10 protein-coding genes and 1 rRNA gene are annotated in these 22,144 nt (G+C 62.6%); 6 read left to right on the top strand and 5 right to left on the bottom strand.

Features of this window, described 5'->3' with window-relative positions:
* Positions 1-17: 17 nt before the first annotated feature.
* Positions 18-854, bottom strand: coding sequence for a M55 family metallopeptidase (locus ACYQ6J_RS04205; RefSeq protein ID WP_460182942.1), 837 nt, complete (start codon positions 852-854; stop codon positions 18-20).
* A gap of 400 nt (positions 855-1,254) precedes the next feature.
* Here ACYQ6J_RS04205 and ACYQ6J_RS04200 point away from each other — a divergent pair, with 400 nt between their 5' ends.
* The 4 genes from ACYQ6J_RS04200 (at position 1,255) to ACYQ6J_RS04185 (ending at position 10,009) form a co-directional block, all read left to right on the top strand.
* Positions 1,255-4,425 carry a tetratricopeptide repeat protein gene (locus ACYQ6J_RS04200; RefSeq protein WP_460182941.1) on the top strand — a complete coding sequence of 1,057 codons (3,171 nt, stop codon included), beginning with the start codon at positions 1,255-1,257 and terminating at the stop codon, positions 4,423-4,425.
* A gap of 47 nt (positions 4,426-4,472) precedes the next feature.
* Complete coding sequence (locus tag ACYQ6J_RS04195; RefSeq protein WP_460182940.1) at positions 4,473-5,507, top strand: MotA/TolQ/ExbB proton channel family protein; 1,035 nt, start codon at positions 4,473-4,475, stop codon at positions 5,505-5,507.
* Positions 5,508-5,546: 39 nt separating this feature from the next.
* On the top strand, positions 5,547-5,999 hold the full coding sequence (locus ACYQ6J_RS04190; RefSeq protein WP_460182939.1) for an ExbD/TolR family protein: 453 nt from the start codon (positions 5,547-5,549) through the stop codon (positions 5,997-5,999).
* Between the two features lie 74 nt (positions 6,000-6,073).
* Positions 6,074-10,009 (top strand): hypothetical protein, encoded by a 3,936-nt coding sequence (locus ACYQ6J_RS04185; protein ID WP_460182938.1) that lies wholly within the window; start codon positions 6,074-6,076, stop codon positions 10,007-10,009.
* An 89-nt stretch (positions 10,010-10,098) separates the two neighbouring features.
* On the opposite strand, the gene ACYQ6J_RS04180 is transcribed toward ACYQ6J_RS04185, so the two are convergent.
* Complete coding sequence (locus tag ACYQ6J_RS04180) at positions 10,099-14,010, bottom strand: carbohydrate-binding family 9-like protein (protein ID WP_460182937.1); 3,912 nt, start codon at positions 14,008-14,010, stop codon at positions 10,099-10,101.
* A 234-nt stretch (positions 14,011-14,244) separates the two neighbouring features.
* A complete protein-coding gene (locus ACYQ6J_RS04175) occupies positions 14,245-15,678 on the bottom strand; it encodes a hypothetical protein (protein ID WP_460182936.1) in 1,434 nt (477 codons plus the stop codon).
* A 209-nt stretch (positions 15,679-15,887) separates the two neighbouring features.
* On the opposite strand from ACYQ6J_RS04175, the gene ACYQ6J_RS04170 reads away from it, so the two are divergent.
* Positions 15,888-17,636 carry an alpha-L-fucosidase gene (locus ACYQ6J_RS04170; RefSeq protein ID WP_460182935.1) on the top strand — a complete coding sequence of 583 codons (1,749 nt, stop codon included), beginning with the start codon at positions 15,888-15,890 and terminating at the stop codon, positions 17,634-17,636.
* A gap of 58 nt (positions 17,637-17,694) precedes the next feature.
* On the opposite strand, the gene ACYQ6J_RS04165 is transcribed toward ACYQ6J_RS04170, so the two are convergent.
* Positions 17,695-18,714: a hypothetical protein gene (locus ACYQ6J_RS04165; RefSeq protein ID WP_460182934.1), complete on the bottom strand. Its 1,020-nt coding sequence runs from the start codon at positions 18,712-18,714 to the stop codon at positions 17,695-17,697.
* 574 nt (positions 18,715-19,288) lie between these two features.
* On the opposite strand from ACYQ6J_RS04165, the gene ACYQ6J_RS04160 reads away from it, so the two are divergent.
* A 16S ribosomal RNA gene (locus ACYQ6J_RS04160) occupies positions 19,289-20,816 on the top strand.
* Between the two features lie 193 nt (positions 20,817-21,009).
* On the opposite strand, the gene ACYQ6J_RS04155 is transcribed toward ACYQ6J_RS04160, so the two are convergent.
* Positions 21,010-22,014, bottom strand: a complete 1,005-nt coding sequence (locus tag ACYQ6J_RS04155) for a ferrochelatase (protein ID WP_460182933.1) — start codon at positions 22,012-22,014, stop codon at positions 21,010-21,012.
* Positions 22,015-22,144: the final 130 nt, after the last annotated feature.

Below are 22,144 nucleotides of genomic sequence, written 5' to 3'. Positions count from 1 at the left end.
TTTGGCCCCGCTTCGTTTTAGAAGCTGAGCAATTGTAGCGGATCCTCGATGATGCCTTCCTTGGTTTGCAGGCGGCTTTGACCGTCGGCGTCGAAGATCAACCACTGCTTCTTGGCGCGGATGGGGACCTCGATGCGGTAGGGCTTGCACTTGCCGATGACGGTCATGGCCCTCTTAGCCCCTTCAAACAGGGCGCCCCGTGTTTCCTCAAAGGGATAGAGTTCGGCGGCCTCTCGGGATATCCCGCGTTTGACGGGCACGGTGACGACATCGTCCCCAAAGAATTGGCGAGCTTCGCGGCAGGCGGCCTCGTCTCCCGTAACCATGATCGTCGGCACGCCGTAGCATCCTGCGACGATGGCCACCTGAGCCAATTCACCCGACTCGACGTCGTTGTACCAGTATCGGTTTTCCGATTTCGAGGATTGCGTGTGGCAGAGGACTCCGTCGGGCGTGCCCATCATGGCATGAGCGCCCAACTGAACCAGCCCGGCGAAAGAACCATCGAGCTTGCACATCAGGCAAGGCCGCGGTTTCCCGGTGATGTAGACCGCTCCCGGTTCCATGAGGTGCGGCACGAAGGCCTGGGAACCGTGGCCGTCGAGGACCACGATCTCCGTGGCGCCGCCCGCCCACAGACCTTGCACGACTGCCGCAATGTCGCCCATCAGGTACTCCTTGGCCTTTTCGTTGAGCGGCCCTTCTTCTCGTGTTTGGGCGAATTGGTAGACGCCGCTGGCGCCCTCCAGATCGGTCAGGATATAGATCTTTTGGGCCGCACATTGGTCGGCCGAAACCCAAAGGAGGGCGATTGCAAGAACCGCGGTGGGATGGAAGGTCCGTGTCGTACGCATGGGCCGACTCCTTGTTCCAAAAAAGGCGATGCTGCTTCAAAACTCGAAAACCCAACCGGGCCGCGCCGGGGCATTAAGGTTGCAACCGCGACGGCAAAGGACCGTCGGGCGGCGGGCATGGCGACGGCATTATACCGGCGCCGCTCGGTCGTTACAAAGCATGGAAAGTCTTGCGAACGTCCTTGTGCGATCCGGTCGCGCGTCGTTCACCGGGAAATGCGATGGAAGGGTGACGCCGGGCGAAGACTGCGGCTCGTATTCCCCCGAGGTCGTGGGGAGCATAAGATAAGCGCAGGGTCCGGTCTTGCCGGGCGAAGGGAAGCGAAGTCGCCGTGACGAAAACGGACGCCGGAGACCGACCGTGCCCGCCCTTTGCGGAACAGAGCGACGAGGACGAAGCATGAGACGCGGAACGCGCCGGCTTATGCGGTTTGGGGGCGTGATGGTGTTGGGATGGTGGCTCGCGGCAGTGACGGCCGGGCCGTCGATTCCCGACGCGTCGGCCGAGGAGACGCCCGGCGCCGTGCCCCGTTACAACGCCGCCGTCAAGTTGCACAATCTCGGCTCGTGGGACTTGGCCGCCGAGGAATGGCAAGGCTTTCTTCGCGACTTTCCCCAAGACGGTCGGGCCGCGCGAGCACGTTATTATTTGGGTGTGTGCCTGTTCCAACTGAAGCGCTACGAGCCTGCGGCGGAGGCCTTTGAGGCGGCGGAAAAAGCCCCCCAATTGGATGCCGATCTGCGAGAGTCGGCCTTGCTGTACGAGGGGGCGTCGCTGCTGGAGTCCGGCCGAGAAGGCAAGGCCGAACGCCTGCCGCAAGCCGCCGCGGCGCTGGACCGATATCTTGCCGCCTATCCGCAGGGCAAACTCCGGGCCGAAGCGGTTTTCTATCGCGCGGAATGCGATTATCTGCTTGGGAAAAAGACGGAAGCCGTCGCGGGGTATCGGCGGTTTCTTCAAGATTTCGCCGGTCACGAATTGGCTCCCAACGTGATGTACGCCCTGGCGTTCGCGGCGGAGGAGACCGGCGACCGCGAGACCGCCGCACAGTACTATCGGCAATTTTGGGAGAAATACCCTTCGCATGCTTTGGTCGGCGAGGTGCGAATCCGGCTAGGCGAGGTGCTGTACGCTTCGGGGCAGTTCGAGCAAGCCCGACAATCCTTCGCGGAAGCCGCGAAGGATAAGAATACTCCGGCGGCGGATGAGGCGAGGATTCGGGAGGGCGATTGCCTGGTTCAGTTGAAGCAATATGACGCCGCGGCGGCCATCTACGCGTCCTTGAACAAGGAGTTTCCGCAATCGCGTTTGGCGAATCGGGCGGAGTTGGCGGCGGGCAAGTGCTGGTACTTGGCCGGGCGATACGACCAGTCGCTGCCTTTGCTGCAAAAAACGGCGGCGATTCCCGAGCTGCGCGCCGAGGCTTTGCACTGGATCGCCCGCGTGCTGCTCAAACAGAATCAACCGGAAAAGGTCGTGGAATTGCTGACGGACGCCGAACTCCAGGCCGCACCGGAGGCGGCGCGGCCCGTGCTACACATGGATCGCGGCGACGCCCTTTATGAGATGCCGAATCGCCGGGCCGATTCCATTGCGGAATACCGCGCGGCCGCGGAGAACCCGGACGCAAACGCCGCGGCGGAGGCCCTGTATGCGGCGGCCTACGCCGCGCTCCAGGTGGAGGATGCATCCCAGGCTTGGCAATTGACTCAGGAGTTCTTGCGACGATTTGCCCGGCATCCGTTGACGCCGGAAGTCCTGCACATCGCGGCCGAGTCGCGGTTGCTCGAAACCAAGTACGACGAGGCGGCGGGGCTATACGACGACCTCTTGAAGCAATTCGGTTCGCATCCGCAGGCCGTGGCCTGGCGGTTGCGGCAACTCTTGGCCCGGCAATTGTCGGGCAAACACGACGCCGTGATCTCAACCTTGACGCCTTTGGTCAATCAGTGGACGCGACCGGAGGATTTGGCGGCGGCTTTCGTCCTGCTGGGACGCAGCCAGTTGGAGTTGGGCAAAGTCCAAGAGGCGGTCGAATCCTTCCTGCAAGCCTTGGCCAAGGTTCCCAATGCGCCGCCCGCCGACGAGGCGATGCTGCTCTTGGCTTCCGCCTACCGGCGTCTGGACCGTACCGCCGATGCGCGAACCGTATTGGAAAAGATGCTGGCCCAATTCCCGAACAGCCCGTTAGTCAATCGGGCGCGTTTTCGCTTGGGTGAATACTGTTTCGCTTTGGGGGATTTCGGCGCCGCGGAAAAAGCGTACCGTGCCGTCATCCAGTCGCCCGCCGCGGGAACGCTCGTGCCCTCCGCCATGTACGAATTGGCTTGCACGCTGGTGAAACAGGATCGCGCCCGAGATGCGGAGCAATTACTGGCCGAACTCTTGGCGAAGCAACCCGACGAGGAAACGGCGGCCAAGGCGCGCTACGTGCGCGCCGTTGCCCTTCGCAAGCTGGGAAAACCCGCGGAGGCCGTTCAGGAATTGCAGGCCGCTTTGCAGGGGAATCTTGGCAAGTTGGATCGCGCGGACGCGCTCTACACTTTGGGATTGCTGCGGATCGACCTGAAGCAATACGCGGAGGCCGCCAAGACCTTCGCAACGCTGTCGAAAGACCATGCCGACTATCCGGACGCGGATCGCGCACTCTATCAGTGGGCTTGGGCCTTGAAGTTGGCGGGCCGAAACGACGAAGCCGTGGACATGTTCCGCAAGTTGATCGCGCAGTTTCCCAATAGCGAACACGCGCCGGAGGCGCGGTATCACTCCGGCGAAGCGTTTTACAAGTCGGGCGACTATATCGAGGCGGCCAAGGAGTTCCACAAGACGGTGCAGGCGGCGGGACAGTCGGAGTTGGGGGAAAAGGCCTCGCATCGATTGGGCTGGGCGTATTATCAGATGAAGCAGTACGACAACGCCCAAAAGACGTTCGCCTACCAGCGGGCGACCTATCCTTCGGGGCCCCTCGCGGCGGACGCCCAATTCATGGAGGCGGAATCGCTTTTCCAATTGGGGAAGTACTCCGAGGCGCTGGCCGCCTACGAAAAGTTGCCGCCCCCCGCCGCCGACGGTTTCCGCGTCTTGCAGCGACTCCATGCCGGGCAGTCGGCCGCACAACTCAAACAGTGGGATAAGGCTGTGACCTTATTGTCGCAATGTCTCAAGGATGATCCCAACGCGCCGGAGGCCGCGGAAGTCTTGTACGAGCTTGGCAACGTGTATCGCAATCGCGGCGACAACGCCAAGGCCTTGGAGTACTTCTCGCAAGCCGCGGCGCGGTCTCAGGGCGTGACCGGTGCCAAAGCCCAATTCATGATCGGCGAATTGCAGTTTTTGGAGAAGAAATACGACGAGGCGGTGAAGAGCTTCTTCCGAGTGGCGTACGGGTTCGACTCCCCGGAATTGGCCAAGGTTCAGGCCGACGCCACCTTCGAGGCGGCCCTGTGCCTGGAATTGTTGAAGAAGCCGCAACAGGCCGCCCAATTGTACCGAGAGTTGCTGGAGAAATTCCCTCAAAGCGACAAGGTCAAGGATGCCCAAGCGAAGCTGGATGGATTGACGCGGCAGTGACGTGAACGAATTGGGCCGTTTTCCCGGTTCGGCGAGGAGGGTTTACCGTGCGCGATGGGCGAGTGGCGGGTGGAGTGCGGCGCGACGCGTTGACATTCGCTTCGGCGGCACTGGTCGCCGTTTACGCGGCGTGTGTTTGGGCGCAACCGCCCAGTCCGCCTTTGGAACCGTTGTCCGAGGCTCAGGGTGCCCCCGCTGCCGGTGCCGCGTCGCCGCAGTCCGCCGATGCAACCCCCGGGACCGAAGACGCCTTCCGCGAAGCGGAACGCCGCGCGGAGGAGGCCTTATCCGCCGCAACGCAGAATCAGGACGGCGGCCCGTCATCGGATGCGGCGGAAACGCCCCCCGTACCGCAGATCAACGTCTTGGATCTGGCTTTCCGCGGCGGTGTGATGATGATCCCCATTACGTTGATGTCGGTACTGACGGTGGTCTTTGGTTTCGAGCGGGCGCTGGGGTTGCGTCAGCGCAAGATTCTGCCCGACGCGCTGATCACCGGTTTGGGCCGAATATCGCAGGAGAAGCGGGGCTTCGATCCCCGGGCGGCCTACCGATTGTGCCAACAATATCCCTCCGCGGCGGCCAACGTTCTGAAGGCGATGCTGATGAAGGTCGGCCGGCCTTTGAGCGAGGTCGAGCAGGCCATGAAAGAGGCCGGCGAACGTGAGGCCGATCGCTTATACGCGAACGTCCGGTTCCTCACCCTGTCGGCGGCGGTGACGCCGCTGCTGGGGTTGCTAGGTACCGTCCAGGGCATGATCCAGGCGTTTTTCGTGACATCGCATTTGCCGCCGGGTGCCAATCGGGCCGAGATGCTGGCTCAGGGGATCTACACGGCTTTGGTCACGACCTTCGCAGGCCTGTGCGTTGCCATTCCGGCATCGGTTTTGGCGCACTATTTCGAAGGCCGCATTCAGAACTCCCTGCGGAGACTCGACGAGGCGCTGCTCGGCTTGTTGCCGCAACTGGAGCGATTCGAGGGGCGTTTGCGTCCGGACGTGGAAAACGCGGGGACGGTTCCGCCGCCTCCGCCGGTCGCGCAGGCCGCCTCGGCGGGGCCGGCGAGCGGGGCCAAGGCCTGAATCTTTTGCCGCCCGGTGGCGGGCCGGAGCTTTTTTCGCATGGCAATCCCGATTCGCAACAAGAGTCGTGCCCTGGAATCCCTGACCATGACGCCGTTGATCGACGTCGTGTTCAATCTGTTGATTTTCTTCTTAGTGGCGGCCAAGTTCGCCGAGGAGGAGCGGGAATTGCCCGTCAAGCTTCCGGACGCCAGCGAGGCCCAACCCCTCATCGCTCGCCCGCGCGAATTGTTCATCAACATCGACCGGCAAGGGCGCTATTACGTCTCCGGCAAAGTGATGCCGCTTGCGGAGTTGGAGGAGATGCTGATCTCGGCCTGGTCCAGCAATCCCGGTAGGACGTCGGTCGTGATTCGCGCGGACGAGAACTGTCGCTTGCAGGCGGTCGTCTCGGCCATCAATGCTTGCAAGAAGGCACATATCACGGACTATCTCTTGGCCACACAGCAGGGCGGGAGCGGGCAGGGACCGCCTTCCACGACCGGTCGTTAGCCGGCGCGCCGTGTTCGCTTTCGCTTCCTCGCCCGGCGCGGGAACGTCGCAGCAGAAAACGATCGTAATTCCTGATGAGTTCATCGCTTCCACCGCCACCGCCGCCCAAGAAACGCCAAGTGATTCGGCCGATCGTGCCGGATCGGTTGGCGGATTTCGACGAGCAAGTTTGGCCGGTCAATTTGGCGATCGTGATTTTCGCCGCTTTTACCGCCGGGGTGATCTACGCAACTACGGACGATTTTTGGGATCCCCGCCTACTCTACAACGGTTTCTTTCGATTGTCCGTAGTGGCGGTTTTGGTGGCGGGGTTGTTTTGGGCGACGGCACTCCTCCGCGGTCGCGCTGCGCGCCGCGTACAGTTTTGCGTCATCATCAGCCTGCTCTTGCACATGGTTCTGGCGGTCATGCTCCGCGAGCAGTACTTGCGATTGGTCGCGCAGCGGCAGGCGGACGAGGTCGGCGCAGAGGCGGAAGAAGAACGGGTAATCTTGCGGGAGTACTTCTCGGCGCGTACCGACGCTGAAGGTGCGCCCTCTGAATACGAGCGACCGATCGAGACGGAGTCGCCGCAAGCCTCGCCGGAGACGGCGCTTGCACCGCCCACCACTCCCGCCGCCCCGGCGCCGGATCCGACGCGGGATCGCGATAACGTTGCCGAGACGCCGCCCCATCCGCAGGCCGCGCCGACGCCTCGGGCGGAACTTGCGGCGCCGCACCGTATGGAGATGCCGACGCGACCGGCGGAGCGGCAAGTGTTCGAGCATCAACCGCAAGCCGATCAGCCGCTCGCGGCGTCTCCCGTTCGCCCGAACCCCGCCCCGCCCGCCCGTCAGCCCCAACCGGCCCCCAGCGAGGTCGCGCGTCAGGAGCCGAGCAGGGATTTCCAGTCGCGGACGCCGCTTCGCGAACCGGACGATCGTCCCAGGCCGGAACCCTCCGGCGCGGGCCGGCTCGCTCGGAGTGAAATGAATCCGGATGTCGTGCCGACGGCGCCTTCTACGCGACCGTCGCCCAGTGTCTCGCCCAGCGTGACTCCGAGGGCGGAAGCGGTCCCCGCCGTGACGGCGACGGCGCCGCGGCGCAACTTCGCGGATTCTCTCTCGCCGCCCCAACGAGCCTCTCAAAGCGGGCCGATCCGGGCGTCCGCAACGCGAGAGGCACAATCCGCGTTGGATTCCGTTTCGTCGTCGGCGGCCTCGGCGGCGGCGCGTCGCGCGGAGTCATTGGAGTTGGAGCCCGTCGCGGAACTTGCGGCGACGGCCAGGGCATCCACGACCCGAAGTTTGCCCGCGGAGGCCGCTCAAGCGATCCCCGGCGTTCGTCCGCAGAGTAGGGAACGAACCGAACCGTCACCTTCCGCAGCCGTCAGTAGCACTCGTCGTATGGACTTCGCGAGCCCGCTGCGCGAGGCCGGGGCCGACCTTGCGGAGGCTCCCGCGGCGAATCTTACTCCCCAAACTTTCGGTCGGCGTGTTCCCGGTGAAGACCGCGGAGCAGCACCCTTGAGCGCCGGCATACCGGCGGAGCGATCACCGAACGCCGCAAGCGGCAGCGGAGCGGGGTTGCCGATTGCCGCCGCGGAGTCGCCCCGTTCTTCCGCCGTGAGCAATGCGAGATCGATCGACTCCTCGCCGGGACTCGTTTCCCGAGATGCCGGATCGCCCCGTTTGGCGACGCCCGGGGCCGCGTCGTCGAATTCCGGTTCTGATGCGCCATTGGTTTCCCTGAGCGTCCCTGCGGCGACGAGTCGGGCGACGGCACGCCGCGGAGAGGCGGCCGCAACCGAAGGCGTGGTTGCGTTAGGAGAAGCGGGTCTGCGAGCGACGGGACGGGCAAGGTTGAATGCCCCGGGAACGCCGGGGATGACCGCCCGCGCGGAACCGGCGGCCACTGCTCAGGCGGGCGGGATAGGCGGAGGCGGGACCGGCGGGCAACGAACGCAACCGAATGAGAGTGCCTTGGCCGTCGCCGGCGGCGGAACCTCGCCCCAAGTCCGCGGCGGATCGGGTGGGGATAGCCCTCTTGATATCATGGCCGCAGGTCGCTTGGGTGGTAGTGAAGGCGATCAAGTGTCCGGTATCGGGATTCGTTTGCCGGAAGGCATGGGTGCCCGACGCGGTTCAGGAGAAAACGAAGGAGGCTTTTCGGGAGTCTTGGGGAATCCCGGAGTCGCGACGGGACAACGGCGCGGGCTGGATTCGGCCGCTGCGTTGAGCGGTGTCATGGCGGGGGCCGCGGGGGCGGAAAGTGTCGTCGCGCGATCCGGCGACGCCGCCGGCGGCGCTGACGGCGCGACATCGTCGCTGGAGGGTATGTCGGACGGGGCTGCCGGCCTCGACGTGCCGTTCGGCGGAATCGCGTCGGGTGCGCCGATACGCGGCAGCGGGGCGTCCGGGATCGAAGCGGCTCCCGAGTCCAATTCGGCTGCGGCTGCGCTTGGAGTTTTTGGACGCGAGGCGGGGCCGGTGAGAATACCGGGCGGCGGGGAGGCCGATCCCATGGCAGCGCTGCCGGTCGGAAGCGGGCCGGTTCGCCGCGGGCAAGTGACGCCCGGATTGCCGCCCTCGCTCGGACCGGGTCCGGCGGAAGAGACGACGATCGCTGGGCTTGCGGGGGACGATTCGGGCGGTGGGGCTGAACCGGCGGCATCGGGCTTGATGGCCGTCCGCCGGGAAGGCGGATTGCCCGTCCTGCGGTCCGACTCGCTGGGGGACGGCGGCGTCGGCGGTCCGCCGTCGTTGCGCGTCGGCCTCCCCGGCAGGTTCTCTCGCCCGGAGAGCGACGTCGTGCAAGATTCGGCTTCGCGCTTTGCCGCAGTTCGCCGGACCGTTCCGATCCCGTCGGCTCTGGCAGACACCGCTCCCTTGGAACCCGCCGAGGCCTTCATGCAGCGTAGCCCTACGCAGCGGGGACAACGGGCGGCCGAATTGGGCGGAGGGCCGGAGACCGAGGAGGCGGTGGAACGCGCCCTGGCCTTCCTCGCCCGGTTGCAGTTCTCCGACGGACATTGGAGCCTGCACGCCATACCGGCCGAGTCGCAACTCGATCCGAACGCCTTCGCCTCCGGAACCATGCGAGGCGACACCGCGGCCACGGGGTTGGTTCTCTTGGCATTCTTGGGTGCCGGCTACACGCACACCGACGGCAAGTACCAGGAGGTCGTCCAGCGGGGGCTGAAGTGGTTACTGGCTCGCCGGCAGTCGGACGGCCGACTCTATTCCGCGGCGGCGGATCCGGACCCCTTCACGAGGTTCTACGGTCACGGATTGGCCGCCATCGCGTTGTGCGAGGCTTACGGGATGACACGGGACCCCGCCCTCCGCGAACCGGCGGAAAAGGCCGTCGATTTCATCGTGCAATCTCAGCACCCGGAATACGGCGGTTGGCGCTACGAACCGCGGCGGGAAAGCGATACATCCGTGACCGGTTGGCAACTGATGGCATTGAAAAGCGCCGAAATGTCCGGCTTGAACGTTCCCCGCCCGGTTCTGGAGAAGGTTACGCGGTGGCTTGACCTGGCTCAGGCCGAGAACGGCGCCCGATACATGTACAACCCGCACGCAGGCGAAACCCCCAGCCAGATTCACGGTCGGGTTCCCAATCGGGCGATGACGGCCGAGGGGCTTCTGATGCGAATCTACTTGGGTTGGGATCGTACGCATCCCCCGCTTGTACAAGGAGCGGAGTTCATTCGCAGCCAACTTCCCGACTTCGGTACCCCTCAGTATCGCCTTCGCGACGCCTATTATTGGTATTATGCCACCCAAGTGATGTTCCAGATGCAGGGGGATTATTGGCGCGACTGGAACGATCGCATTCGGCCCATGTTGCTGGAATCGCAAATTCGGCAAGGGGATTTCGACGGAAGCTGGGACCCGCTCAAGCCCGTCCCGGATCGCTGGGCCGAACAAGCCGGACGCATCTACGTGACGGCAGTGCACGCCCTGATTCTGGAGGTGTACTACCGCCACCTGCCGCTCTTCAAAACGTTGAAGGCGGAACGCTAGACGCCGTCGCAATCGTCGGATCAACCTGTGTCGGCGCGCAGCGGGCGTGAAAACGCAATCGCCCTCGCGGTTTGTAAGCGTGCCGCCGGTCACTCGAATCGTAGCGTGCCGAATCGCCACGGAAGATGAAAATCGGCGACGCCGGGAATCGACCAGGAATAGTACTCCGGACGGTCTTTCTCGGGTGCGTCGATACGGAAGAGATTCATCCGCCAGACGTCGCCCGATCGGGGAACGATCTCATCGGCGCCGACGAGCGAGGTGAAGGGAATGGCATATTCCGCGGACCAACCCCGAGCGCCCCGTTGATTGAGCGTGCCGTCGATGAAGACTTCGACCAGCAGGCCCTCGCAGGTGTATTCTTTCAATCCGCGAAAGTGGGTGCGATCCCCGCCGACCGCCCGCCCATTGAGGATGAAGGCATCGAACACCGTGCCCCGCGGACTGACGTTGATCTCGTAGTATTGGCGAATCTTTCCGGAGGGACACAGAAAGGCCTCTACGCACTCCTCTTCGTAGATGGGGTCGTCGTGCTCGGTGAGCGTGGACCAGGGGTAATCGTCTTCGCATCGAAAGGCGATATACAAAAATCGCTCGTTGTAGAGCAATCTCGCCTCGGTACGGTAGCGCCCGGGGGCGCCGGAGACTGCGTCGCGGAGTTCGGCGACCTCGGCCTTTCCCCACAAAGGATCGTCGGCTCTTCCCGTCACCTCCAAGTCGCGGTCGATTTTGCGGCAGACGTAAGTGGGTAGCTCTTCTTGGTTGGATGCCGGGGAAAGTGCCGCGTTAGAAACGACGGTCGTTGTAACCGATGTGCGGGCGACGGACGATTCTCGGTCGGCGACGTGGGCACGTTTCGCCGCACTTCCCGCATCGAGCGATCGCAGGGCCTCGCGGCATTTTTCGCGAAATTCGTTTTGGATGCCGGGGACGTCGGCACTCGCGGCGCCGGCTTGCCACGCCGCGCGAGCCTCGGTTTCCCGGCCCAGGGCCTTCAAAGCCATGCCGCGCCAGTATTGTGCCGGCGCTTCGATCGGTTTGTTGGTTCGGCCGACGTGCAAGTTGGGCGGATACGTCAGGGCGGCCTCGAAATCTTCCAGCGCCCCCGCGGCGTCACCCGCCTGCAATCGCTGTTTTCCACGCTCGATATGGGCTTGATTGAACAATCGCCACACGATGTCTTGACCCTCCCAATTCGTGAAATACGGCGTGCCTTCCAGCAGTCGAACGCATGCGTCGAAGCGGCCTTCGTCGACCAAGGCCTGGGCAAGCAGAATGGTGATCTCTGATCGCCGCGGCAGGGAGAGCGGCATTTCCTCGATCAAGGCGATGGCCTCCGGTCGGCGGTCGGTCGCTATGAGGATTTCCGCCAAGTCACGGTATAAGGTTTGATCTTCGGGTCGGGCCGCGATCGCCTTGCGGAAGCAGGCTTCCGCCTCCTTCAAGTCGTTGCGGTGCGCCGCCTCCAATCCCAAATTGCGCCACGCGATGCTGTTGGAAGGGGCAATCGCCGCAGCTTCGCGCCACCACCGTGCCGCTTCATCGAGACGCCCCAAATGGGCCAGCAGGCAACCCAATTGTAGGCGAGCCTGGGCGTCGCCGGGATTCGTCTGTGCCGCGTATTCCAAGATTTCCAACTCTTCGGGACGCGACGCAAACACATGTTCTTTTGTCGTGTGAGCCGCCCGGCGCAAGTACCTGCGCGAGGCTTCCTCTTCTCCGGTCAGGGCGGAAAGTCGGGCCAGGTAGTAGAGCGGAAGAAAACCGTTCGCCTCCTCCGGTTCCTCGGTGCGACACGCCGCGCGAATCCACGCCGCCGCCTCGCGATCCATGCCGAAAGCGTGCAGCGTCACGGCGGCCTCCAATGCCTCGAACTCGATCTCGCCGAGAAACCGGCGAGCCTCTTGGGCCTCGGCCTCCAGTGCATCCGCGGCGGGCAGTGCGGGCACGATCCGCGGCAGGAGGGCGGTGGGGTCGAGTTGCGAAAGATCGGCGGCCTCCTGCTTGGCTTCGTCCGTTCGCCCCAAGCTCCATAACGCCAACATGCGATGGATGCGCGCCCGCTCGTCGGATGGATCGGCTTGAACCGCCTGATCAAACGCCTGGAGGGCCTGTTCCCGCCTACCACGCCGCCATTCGGCACGCCCCAGCAAGTCTCTCCCCAATAAAGCCGTTTCCGGGAATTGGGAGGCTTGCTCGGCACAGCGGGCGGACTCATCCGGCTGATTCTTCGCCAGGTGACAGACGCCGGCGTAAAACCACGCCCAACCGTCGTTAGGGGCGGTTTCGATCGCTCGTTCCAAACGTACGAGCGCATCGTCGTAGCGTGCGGCCTCGAAATCCAGTACGGCCAGGGCTTTCAGGGAAGGAACGTGGTTGGGATCGCGTTCCAGGGCCGCAAGATAGGCCTGCCTTGCCCCGCTGCGGTCCGTCGCCAAATCGCGCTTCGCGCCCACTTGGTACCAATCGTCGGCCGATTTCTCGGCGTCGGGCTTTTCGGCGAACTTGGCGGGGTCGGGCGGATCGACGTACGGAATGTGCAGCGGACTATCGTATTCCAAGATCGGCCGTCCACTCGCATCGCAGAAACGAATGTGCAGCGGCGAATCGTCCGACGGGACCGGGGAGAGCGAGATCACCGCGGGGTGCTCGGGGGTAAGATCGGCGCGGCCCTTTGCTCGAACTTGCTCTCCTTGGCGAATCTCGTATTCGGCGCCGAGGTATCGCGCCGTGGGCAGGATGCGAATCTCGACGCGATCGGCCGAACGCATGACGTTGACGGCGGCCTCGCGGTTGGCGAATTCGAAACCGTCTCCCAAACCGTGAATGGGATACCACCATTCCTGCCAACTCACGCGTTGCCGTGGGTTCAGGCGACCGTAATCCGACTGCGTGGGCAGCGGACCGCTTTGCACTTCGATGTACGGCCCATCCTCATCCGTGAGGTCTTGCTGAGCCACCTTGCCGAATTCCCATTCCCCCCAAGTCCAGGCCTTCTTGCCGCCCAACGTGCGATGGTCGGCGAATTGGGCGATTCCGCGATCCGCGTCCACGTCGTACGCCCCGAAGAAATCGTGTGTGCATTGCACGGCGAAGACCGAGGCGTACGTCTCGTAGTTTTTCAGCCAGGTCAAATCTCGGCCTTCGTGGATCGGCCAGCGGAAGAACTCGCGGGCATTGTGATCGGTTCCCAAAAACATGGGGAAAATGAACCGGGTGCCCGGGCGGTTGGGAAACGCCGTACAGTTCCAGAAGTAATAGGGGTGCACGCCGTCCGTCGGGTTGTAAATTGCGATCTCCTCTTCCAGATACGATCGCCCGGGACGAAGCGTCAAGCGGACCGTCCAGCGGGTGCGAAAGATTTGCTCGGTGTTGGAGACAAAGAGGTACGCCGAACCGTCGCGATTAAGACCGACGCGGGCGTTGACCGGCGATAAGCAGGTCACGGTATGGCCGTGAGGTCCCGTATTCCATTCGATGCCGCCGGAGATCCAACCTCCCCGCATGGCGATCATTCCCGGCTTGATGACACCGTTGAGGTGAAACATCTCCTCGCCCGTGGTCTTATCCAAGACCGAATGGATGCGTCCGCCCAATTCCGGCAGGCAGACGACCTTGAGGTATTCGTTTTCCAAGAAGAGGGCCTTGTAGGTGCGATCGTGTTTCTCGCGGAGCAGGTGATCCTGCATGGTGTACGGATAGACGATCGAGCCATGCACGGTCGTGGAGAGTCGCGGTCCGCCTTCCAGCGCCCAGAACTTCGGGTTGATGTCTTCGACCCAGGGATAGGTGGGCAGCGTCAATTCCCCCTCCCAAGCGCGAACCTCGCCGGCGGAGGATTGCGTCTCTTGTTCCGATGCCGCCGTATAGGGCGCGAGCATGACCACCCAGAATCCGGCCACGATCATCCCCGGCGGGATGGTACGGCGGCGATTTCCGCCGATACCGGTTCGAGTCGCGCGGAATTTTGAGTCATGGCCAAAAGACGATTGCGTCACCATGCCTGCACCTTTCCTGAAAAGACGGGAACGCGCCGCGGTTGGATGCTCATCCTTTTACCGCCTGCGATTGTCCACCAAGGCCTGCGATTGTCAAGCGCCGGGAATCTAAGGCAACGGAAACGACCCGCTCCGCGGCGCCCGCGTTTGGCGCTGCGGAGGGATGGAGAGGGGAATTGGTTGTCCCGCGATGGCTCAATCTCGGCTGCGGGGCGTGTCGCAGACCGCGTGCGGCGTTCATTCGCTCGGAGCAAGTGACGCCTGGGCTCGGTCGCCCATCCTGCTAAGGCCGTCGCGGCTTACGGACGTTCCGTCCAAAAACACCTTTTTTAGTTTCGGCATGGCTTGCAGTGTGCTGACGCCTTGGTCGGTGATGCCGATGTTGCCCGTCAAGTCGAGGACCTCTAGTTCCTGCAATTGAGCCAGGGCCGAAACGCCTTGGTCGGTGACCATCGTCTCCGCGACCAGCAGTTCGCGGAGGGCGGAGAGTTCCGCGACGGCGGCCAACCCCGAATCACCAATGAGGGTCTTCGAAAGATCGAGACGGCGGAGTGTTTTCAAATTGCGGAGGTGTTGCGCGGCGTTGTCGCCGACCATGGTCTGGTACAAACGCAATTCGGTCAGTTGCGAGGCGCCGGCAAGATGCCGTAGGAAGTCGCCGCGCAGGGGCATGTCCCGCAACGTCAGTCTTGTCAAATGGGGCAACTTTGCCAAGACGGCCAAATCATCCTCTCGTATGGAAAGGCACTTGTAGAGCGTGAGCGAGGTGAGGGGAAGGTTGGCCAAACGGGCGAAGCCCTCGCCGGTCACCGCGGCTTCCTCCAAAGTGAAGGCCGACAATTGTCGGCATGTGGCCACGGACTCCATGCATGCGTCGTTGATGGCGTATCCGCGCAGGCGCAAGTCGGAGAGTCGCGGAAGTTGGCAAATCTTCGTTAAAACCTCCACTCCCGCGCCCGGGCAACCGCGAAGATCGAGCAATCGCAAGTTGGGAAGGGACGCCAACTCGTTAAGGGCGGCGGCGGAGAAATTGTTGTCGTGCAGGTACAGTTGTTCCAGCTTGGGAAATCGCGCCAATGTCGGCAAGGCCGCGTCGGTGAGATTCACGGATCGCCGCAGATTGAGCGAACGCAAGTCGGGCAAGGCGGCCAATTCCGCCAGTGAGGCGTCGTCGATCTTGGTGTTTTCCAGGGCCAACTCCTGCAAAGTCGGGCAGGTTGTTAATAGCCGCACGCCCTCGGGCGTGACGCCGAAGCCCGAAACGGCCAGTCGACGCAAATGCGGGACCTTCACTGCGGCGCGGATTTCCGCGTCCCCGCCGACCCTGCGTCGCGACGCCATGTCCACGCCGATTAGCCGACCCTGGGCATCGAATTCGAAAGCGGCTTGAGAATCGGTCAGCGTTTGGAATATCTCGGGCCACGGATCCGGTACGCTTACGCCGCCGGTCGTCTCCCCGGAGTGCCATGCTTGGTACCATTCCTGTTCGTGGGAGACCTCCGCCGCGGCACCGTCCGTTCCCATCGATTCAGATTTGTCCGGCGATTCGTGGGAGACCGCCGGGGCGGGGTTCGACTCGGTCTTCCGTCGACAACCGGGCGGCACGGCGAGAAACGCCGCAATCATCAAAAAAACAAGCAGAGACTTCGATTTGTCGCGACTTCGGTTCATGGCCGCCTTTCCAGCGGGTTGTGCCCACCCCCACGTGTCGCAGTGATCCCCATGACGGAGCGGTCGTCACGGCCGATGAGCGGTGGGCGAAACCGTACGAGCGCGTTGCATGGTTGCCCGCGTGTCACTATTCTAACGGCGGTCGCCGGCCTTTGCGAAGGCGTCCGATGAGTTCGAGTTGAAGAACGGGAATCCGTGGGAGGGAAGTCATGCGAAGAAAAAGTCCGTGTATCTCGTTGGTCGGCTTGATCGCGTCGGCCTTGGGAGCATTTGTCGGCGGGCAACTTTGGGGGCAAGATGCGGCGACCGAGACCTACGCCAGGCCCGATCCGCAGGCCTTGGCACGCTGGCAGGCCATGCGTTTCGGGATGTTCATCCATTGGGGCCCCGTCAGCTTGAAAGGAACGGAGATCGGTTGGTCACGCGGCAGGGAGGTCCCCGTCGAGGAGTACGACTCGCTCTACAAGCAATTCAACCCCGAGAAATTCAATGCGGACGAATGGGTTGCCCTGGCCAAAGATGCAGGGATGAAATACATGGTCATCACGTCCAAGCATCACGACGGCTTTTGCATTTGGGATTCGGCGTACACCGACTACGACATCATGTCTACGCCTTTTGCTCGCGATATTCTGCGAGAGCTTTCCGACGCTTGCCGTCGGGGGGGCGTCGTCTTCTGTACTTATCACTCCATCTGCGATTGGTACCACCCGGACTATCCGCTAGGCTCGCCGGGAGGCAGGACGGCCAAGCCCAACCCCAATATGCCGCGTTACGTGGAGTATCTGCACAATCAGACGCGGGAAATCATCGAAAAATACGGCCCGTTGGGGGTGATGTGGTTCGACGGAGAATGGGAAAAGCCGTGGACGCACGAATACGGCAAGGCACTGTACGACCATATCCGCCGCTGTCAACCGGACATTCTCGTCAATAATCGCGTAGACAAAGGCCGTAAGGGGATGGAGGGAATTACGGAAGGCGATTTCTGCGGCGACTTCGACACGCCGGAGCAGCGCGTGGGCACCTTCGACCGCGAGCGCCCTTGGGAAACGTGCATGACGATTTGCCGGCAATGGGCATGGAAACCGAACGATACCTTGAAGTCGCTGCGAGAGTGCCTCGAGATTCTGCTGCGGACGGTGGGCGGCGACGGTAATCTGCTGCTCAACGTCGGCCCGATGCCGGACGGGCGGATCGAGCCTCGGCAGGCGGAGCGTCTGCGCGAGATCGGTCGTTGGCTGGCTCAATACGGAGACGGCGTTTACGGTACTCGGGGCGGACCGTTCAAGCCCGGTCGATGGGGTGCGTCCACCTGCAAGGGCGACACGATCTACGTCTTCGTCTTCGCTTGGCCGGAGGAAGGTACGCTGAAGTTACCCCCGATCCCGAATCGCGTGACTCAGGCGACGATCCGTTCCGGCGGGAGCCTTCGTTGGGACCAGACGGACCGGGGACTTGCCATGACTGCGGATTCGCCCGATCCGTTGATCACGGTCATCGAGTTGAAAATCGATGGGGACGCTTTGGCGATTCCGCCGGTGAACGTGTCTGCCGCGGGGGCGGTCAGCGCCGGCAAGCCCGCCCGGGCCTCCAACGTGTTTCAAAACAAGGTCGCGCAGTTCGGCCCGGGCAAGGCATTCGACGATGATCCGGGCACGCGCTGGGCCACCGACGGCGGCACAAAAGAGGCGTGGCTGGAAGTGGATTTGCAAGTCCCTTGTGAGGTGAAGCGGGCAAGCATTCAAGAGGCCTTTCCGGGACGAATCCAGGCCTTTCGAATCTTGGCGGAACGGGACGGCGATTGGTTCGTATGCCATGAGGGCACCACCGTCGGGGAGGACTTCTCGGTCGAGTTTCCCGCCGTCGTCGCCCGTCGTTTTCGGCTTGAAATCAAGCAGGCCGCCGAGGGACCGACGATAGAGGAGTTTCAGCTCTTCGGCAAACCGACTCCGTGAGGGGCGGACGTACTTGTTATCCGCTCGGCGTCGCCGGTTAGGGCGTGACGAAAAGGCTTCAGGGGCCGCATTGGCCGCGGACTGCCGCGATGCGATGCTGAAGTTGCAGTGCCGCCGTGCGGACATCGCCCACAGCGCGGGCCAAGGCCATGCGGCAGTAGGTCTCCGCCGTGCCGATGCGACCGGCCTCAAGGGCGGCGGAAGCCTTGCGCAAGAACGACTCCGCCTCTTGATTTTGGGTTGCCAGTTCGGCGGCACGAAGGCGTGCCGCTTCCTCAACGCCCAACCCCTCGCTGACCGCCGTGGACCACGCCCGACTTGGTGCCGAGGGGCCAATCGCGTCATCGGTGGCTGTGTTGGTGTGGGTTCCTGAAAGTGATAGATTGGCCCGGGGTGTGGGGGAGGTAGAGTTCGGGGCGTTCGAGTGCTGCGACGCCGCGTCGTCGCCGTCCGCGTCGTCGGCGATTGCAGCCTGATTCTGCTGAGGAGCTTCCATTCCAATCGAGGTCGCTGCCGACAAGGCGTGGGAACGTTCGAGGACGTTCGATTGGGGGTCGTGAAGCGAAGGCCGGCCTTCGGGGAAAGCGGGGCGATCGCCGACGACCGGCACAACACCCATCACAAAGGGCGCGGCCGAGGCATCCCACCACCAACCGTATGCGCCGTCGGAGAGCATGAGCGAGGGGCTTTGGAACGTGGCGGCGCTGCGGTAGCCTTGAGGCCATCGTCCAAAGAACTCACCCTGCACCCGGTCGCCGCGATGGCCGAAGCCGAAGGTGGCGCCGCCGTCGCCGGGAAAGTTGCCGAAGGCGGGGGCGGCAACGGGCGGTCTCGGTCCGAATCGAGCAAACCAATTGGGGCCGACCAGGCTCCACGATATGCCTTGCATTTCGTAGAACGAATCGGAAGCCGATGAGGCACCGACGGAAACGGCGGTCTGATTTGAAGGGGCGGTCGCGCGGTGCGGGGGCTGAGCCGACGCTAAACCGGAAAAAGCGGCAACAAAAGCAATCGCGCCGGTAACAAAGCAAAAAGATCCGCGAGCGGAAGGCAAGTCGAGGCCGCGATGTGCCATCATGCGTCTTCGTCTCCCGCCGAATGCCTTTGGGATGAGAGTGCGGGCGACACGCAGTCGCCGGGCAAAGATTCAAGGCCGAAGCGTCGTCTGCCGAAGATCAATGTTATTCTAGGCGGCGTAAGGGCGGCGTTCCACGCCGAAAACCTCGGCGCAGAAGCAAAAAAGAAGAATTCTTCCCGAGGTGTTCGGTGGGGGCTTGCACGACCGAAAAGGCGATGGTAACATAGCTTTTTCCCGCCTGGGGAAAACAGAGGACGCAATCCTCCCCCCAAGGCGGTCGCGGCCGCAAGATGCCGGTTCCGCCGGCGGCCGAAACGGTGGTCGAAAAAATCGCTGGGACCACCCGTTGACGACCGAAAGCGGCGCGATAGAATAACAAATGCCGGTCGACGACAGGATTGATGGATCCGAAATCGACCGCCGATCTTTGACAACTTAGTAGCGTGTTGATGTAGCCCCATACGTGTGCCGGTGCGACCGGATCACGTAAGCTGCCGTGACCACGGCAGCAACGATCAAGTCTTTCAATTTGTTAGCCATTCCCTTGGGTTTTGCCCGGGGGTAAGCAAACAAAAAATTGAAGGGTTTGATCCTGGCTCAGAGTGAACGTTGGCGGCGTGGATTAGGCATGCAAGTCGTGCGACGAGGCCCGCAAGGGTGCTCGAGCGGCGAAAGGGAGAGTAATGCATGGGTCACCTGCCCTCGGGGCTGGGATAGCCGCGGGAAACTGCGGGTAATACCAGATGACGTCTTCGGACCAAAGGTGCGAATCCGCCCGAGGAGGGGCCCGTGTCCTATCAGCTTGTTGGTGAGGTAACGGCTCACCAAGGCTATGACGGGTACGGGGTGTGAGAGCATGTCCCCGCTCACTGGGACTGAGACACTGCCCAGACACCTACGGGTGGCTGCAGTCGAGAATCTTCGGCAATGGGCGCAAGCCTGACCGAGCGACGCCGCGTGCGGGACGAAGGCCGTTGTGTTGTAAACCGCTGTCAGGGGGGAGGAAATGTCGGCCCTCAGGGTCGGCTTGACCTATCCCCAGAGGAAGGACGGGCTAAGTTCGTGCCAGCAGCCGCGGTAAGACGAACCGTCCAAACGTTACTCGGAATTACTGGGCTTAAAGGGTGCGTAGGCGGCTTTGCAAGTCGGATGTGAAATACCCCGGCTTAACCGAGGAACTGCATTCGAAACTGTAAAGCTCGAGAGAGATAGAGGTGAGCGGAACTTGGGGTGGAGCGGTGAAATGCGTTGATATCCCAAGGAACACCGGAGGCGAAAGCGGCTCACTGGGTCTTTTCTGACGCTGAGGCACGAAAGCTAGGGGAGCAAACGGGATTAGATACCCCGGTAGTCCTAGCCCTAAACGATGAGCACTAGACCGAGGAGTTCTCCATGACTTCTTGGTCGTAGGGAAACCGTTAAGTGCTCCGCCTGGGGAGTATGGTCGCAAGGCTGAAACTCAAAGGAATTGACGGGGGCTCACACAAGCGGTGGAGGATGTGGCTTAATTCGAGGCTACGCGAAGAACCTTATCCTGGTCTTGACATGCACGGATTAACCCCGTGAAAGCGGGGCCACGCCTCTCTGAGGTGGAACGTGCACAGGTGCTGCATGGCTGTCGTCAGCTCGTGTCGTGAGATGTCGGGTTAAGTCCCTTAACGAGCGAAACCCCTGTCGTTAGTTGCCAGCGGGTCATGCCGGGTACTCTAGCGAGACTGCCGGTGTTAAACCGGAGGAAGGTGGGGATGACGTCAAGTCCTCATGGCCTTTATGACCAGGGCTGCACACGTCCTACAATGGCGCGTACAAAGGGAAGCAAACCCGCGAGGGGGAGCAAATCCCAAAAAGCGCGCCCCAGTTCAGATTGCAGGCTGCAACTCGCCTGCATGAAGCCGGAATCGCTAGTAATCGCGGATCAGAATGCCGCGGTGAATGTGTTCCTGAGCCTTGTACACACCGCCCGTCAAGCCACGAAAGTGGGGGGCATCCGAAGTCGCCGAGCTAACCCGAAAGGGAGGCAGGTGCCGAAGATGAACTCCGCGATTGGGACTAAGTCGTAACAAGGTAGCCGTAGGGGAACCTGCGGCTGGATCACCTCCTTTCTAAGGATTTCAGCTAGTCGAGTCTCACGCTCGACGACATGGAGCCGGTAAATCGGTACACTATAAGCAACATCGCACGCTACTAGGCATATACGCCCCGATGTCGGTTCGCCGCATCGGGGTTTTTTATTTCTTGTCGATCCCCGCATGCTTGCGTGCTTTGTCCGGTACGAAACGACATGGTACGGTCCGGTTACCGGACCGCGCAGCAGTCGGCGGGACAAACGTCGGGGCAGGGGGGCAGTTGTCCCACGCTGCGCCGCTGTGGACTCCCGGATAGGCGCTCTTCGAGCATTTCGCGGAGTCCGCGGATGAATTGGGGGTGATCCAGGATCGTTTTGGCTCGCGTCATCCGGATTCCGAGTTGCCGCGCAAGGTCCATCGCCTCAACATCCAGGTCGTAGAGTACCTCGATGTGGTCGGAAAGGAATCCGACGGGAGCCAGCACGACCGGCGGGACGGGCGGGGTCGCGGCCAGATCGCGAAGGAAATCGAGGACATCCGGTTCCAACCAGGGCACATGCGGCGGACCGCTGCGGCTTTGGTACACCAGTTCCCAACGCGGCAGGCCCGATTCCTCCGCGATCATGCGACACGCCTCGCGGAGTTGCTCAGCGTACGGTCCGGAACGTGCCATGGCAGTGGGGATGCTGTGGGCCGTAAAGACCAGGATCGGCTGACCGTCGGGCAGTTGCCGCTTGGCGTCTGTTATCCGGTCGGCCCAGGCTGAGATGAAGCTTGGGTGGTTGAAGAAAAGGCGCAAGCGGTCGATTTGCGGGGCATTGGCGCCAACGTTGCGCCGGGCCTCTTCGATGTCCTCCAGATAGCGACGGCATCCGGAGTAGGAACCGAAGGCCGAAGTGACCACGGCCAAGGCCCGACGCACACCGCGGTCCGCCATCTCGCGAACCGTATCCGTCAGAAAGGGGTGCCAATTTCGGTTTCCCCAGTAAACCGGCAAAGGGCGCCCGGCCGCGGCCAATTCCCGCTCGATGGCCGTCTTCAGTTCTCGGCAGTGGTCGTTGATGGGACTTCTTCCCCCGAAATGATGGTAATGTTCCGCGACCTCGAGCAGACGTTCACGCGGAACGGGACGACCGCGGACCACGTTTTCGAGAAACGGCATGACATCCTCGGGCTTCTCCGGTCCGCCGAACGAGACCAACAGAACGGCGTCATAGGGAGACGGCAGCGTCATCGGGATGTGATCCTAAAGAATTGAGGGACGATGTTCCTTTCAAATCAGCAAGTCCGCGCGAGTTCCTCGCGGACGCATTGCCCATTATACGTTTCGAAGACGTACTGGGGCTTCTTAACGGGAGGCAGAG

Source organism: Thermopirellula anaerolimosa, from assembly GCF_054657335.1.
Note: the sequence above shows the minus strand (reverse complement) of the source record. Positions and strands in the feature narration are given on the sequence as shown.

Coding starts and splice junctions, on each gene's coding strand:
- ACYQ6J_RS04205 (WP_460182942.1), bottom strand. CDS start 854: ATGCGTACGACACGGACCTTCCATCCCACCGCGGTTCTTGCAATCGCC.
- ACYQ6J_RS04200 (WP_460182941.1), top strand. CDS start 1,255: ATGAGACGCGGAACGCGCCGGCTTATGCGGTTTGGGGGCGTGATGGTG.
- ACYQ6J_RS04190 (WP_460182939.1), top strand. CDS start 5,547: ATGGCAATCCCGATTCGCAACAAGAGTCGTGCCCTGGAATCCCTGACC.
- ACYQ6J_RS04185 (WP_460182938.1), top strand. CDS start 6,074: ATGAGTTCATCGCTTCCACCGCCACCGCCGCCCAAGAAACGCCAAGTG.
- ACYQ6J_RS04180 (WP_460182937.1), bottom strand. CDS start 14,010: ATGGTGACGCAATCGTCTTTTGGCCATGACTCAAAATTCCGCGCGACT.
- ACYQ6J_RS04175 (WP_460182936.1), bottom strand. CDS start 15,678: ATGAACCGAAGTCGCGACAAATCGAAGTCTCTGCTTGTTTTTTTGATG.
- ACYQ6J_RS04170 (WP_460182935.1), top strand. CDS start 15,888: ATGCGAAGAAAAAGTCCGTGTATCTCGTTGGTCGGCTTGATCGCGTCG.
- ACYQ6J_RS04165 (WP_460182934.1), bottom strand. CDS start 18,714: ATGATGGCACATCGCGGCCTCGACTTGCCTTCCGCTCGCGGATCTTTT.
- ACYQ6J_RS04155 (WP_460182933.1), bottom strand. CDS start 22,014: ATGACGCTGCCGTCTCCCTATGACGCCGTTCTGTTGGTCTCGTTCGGC.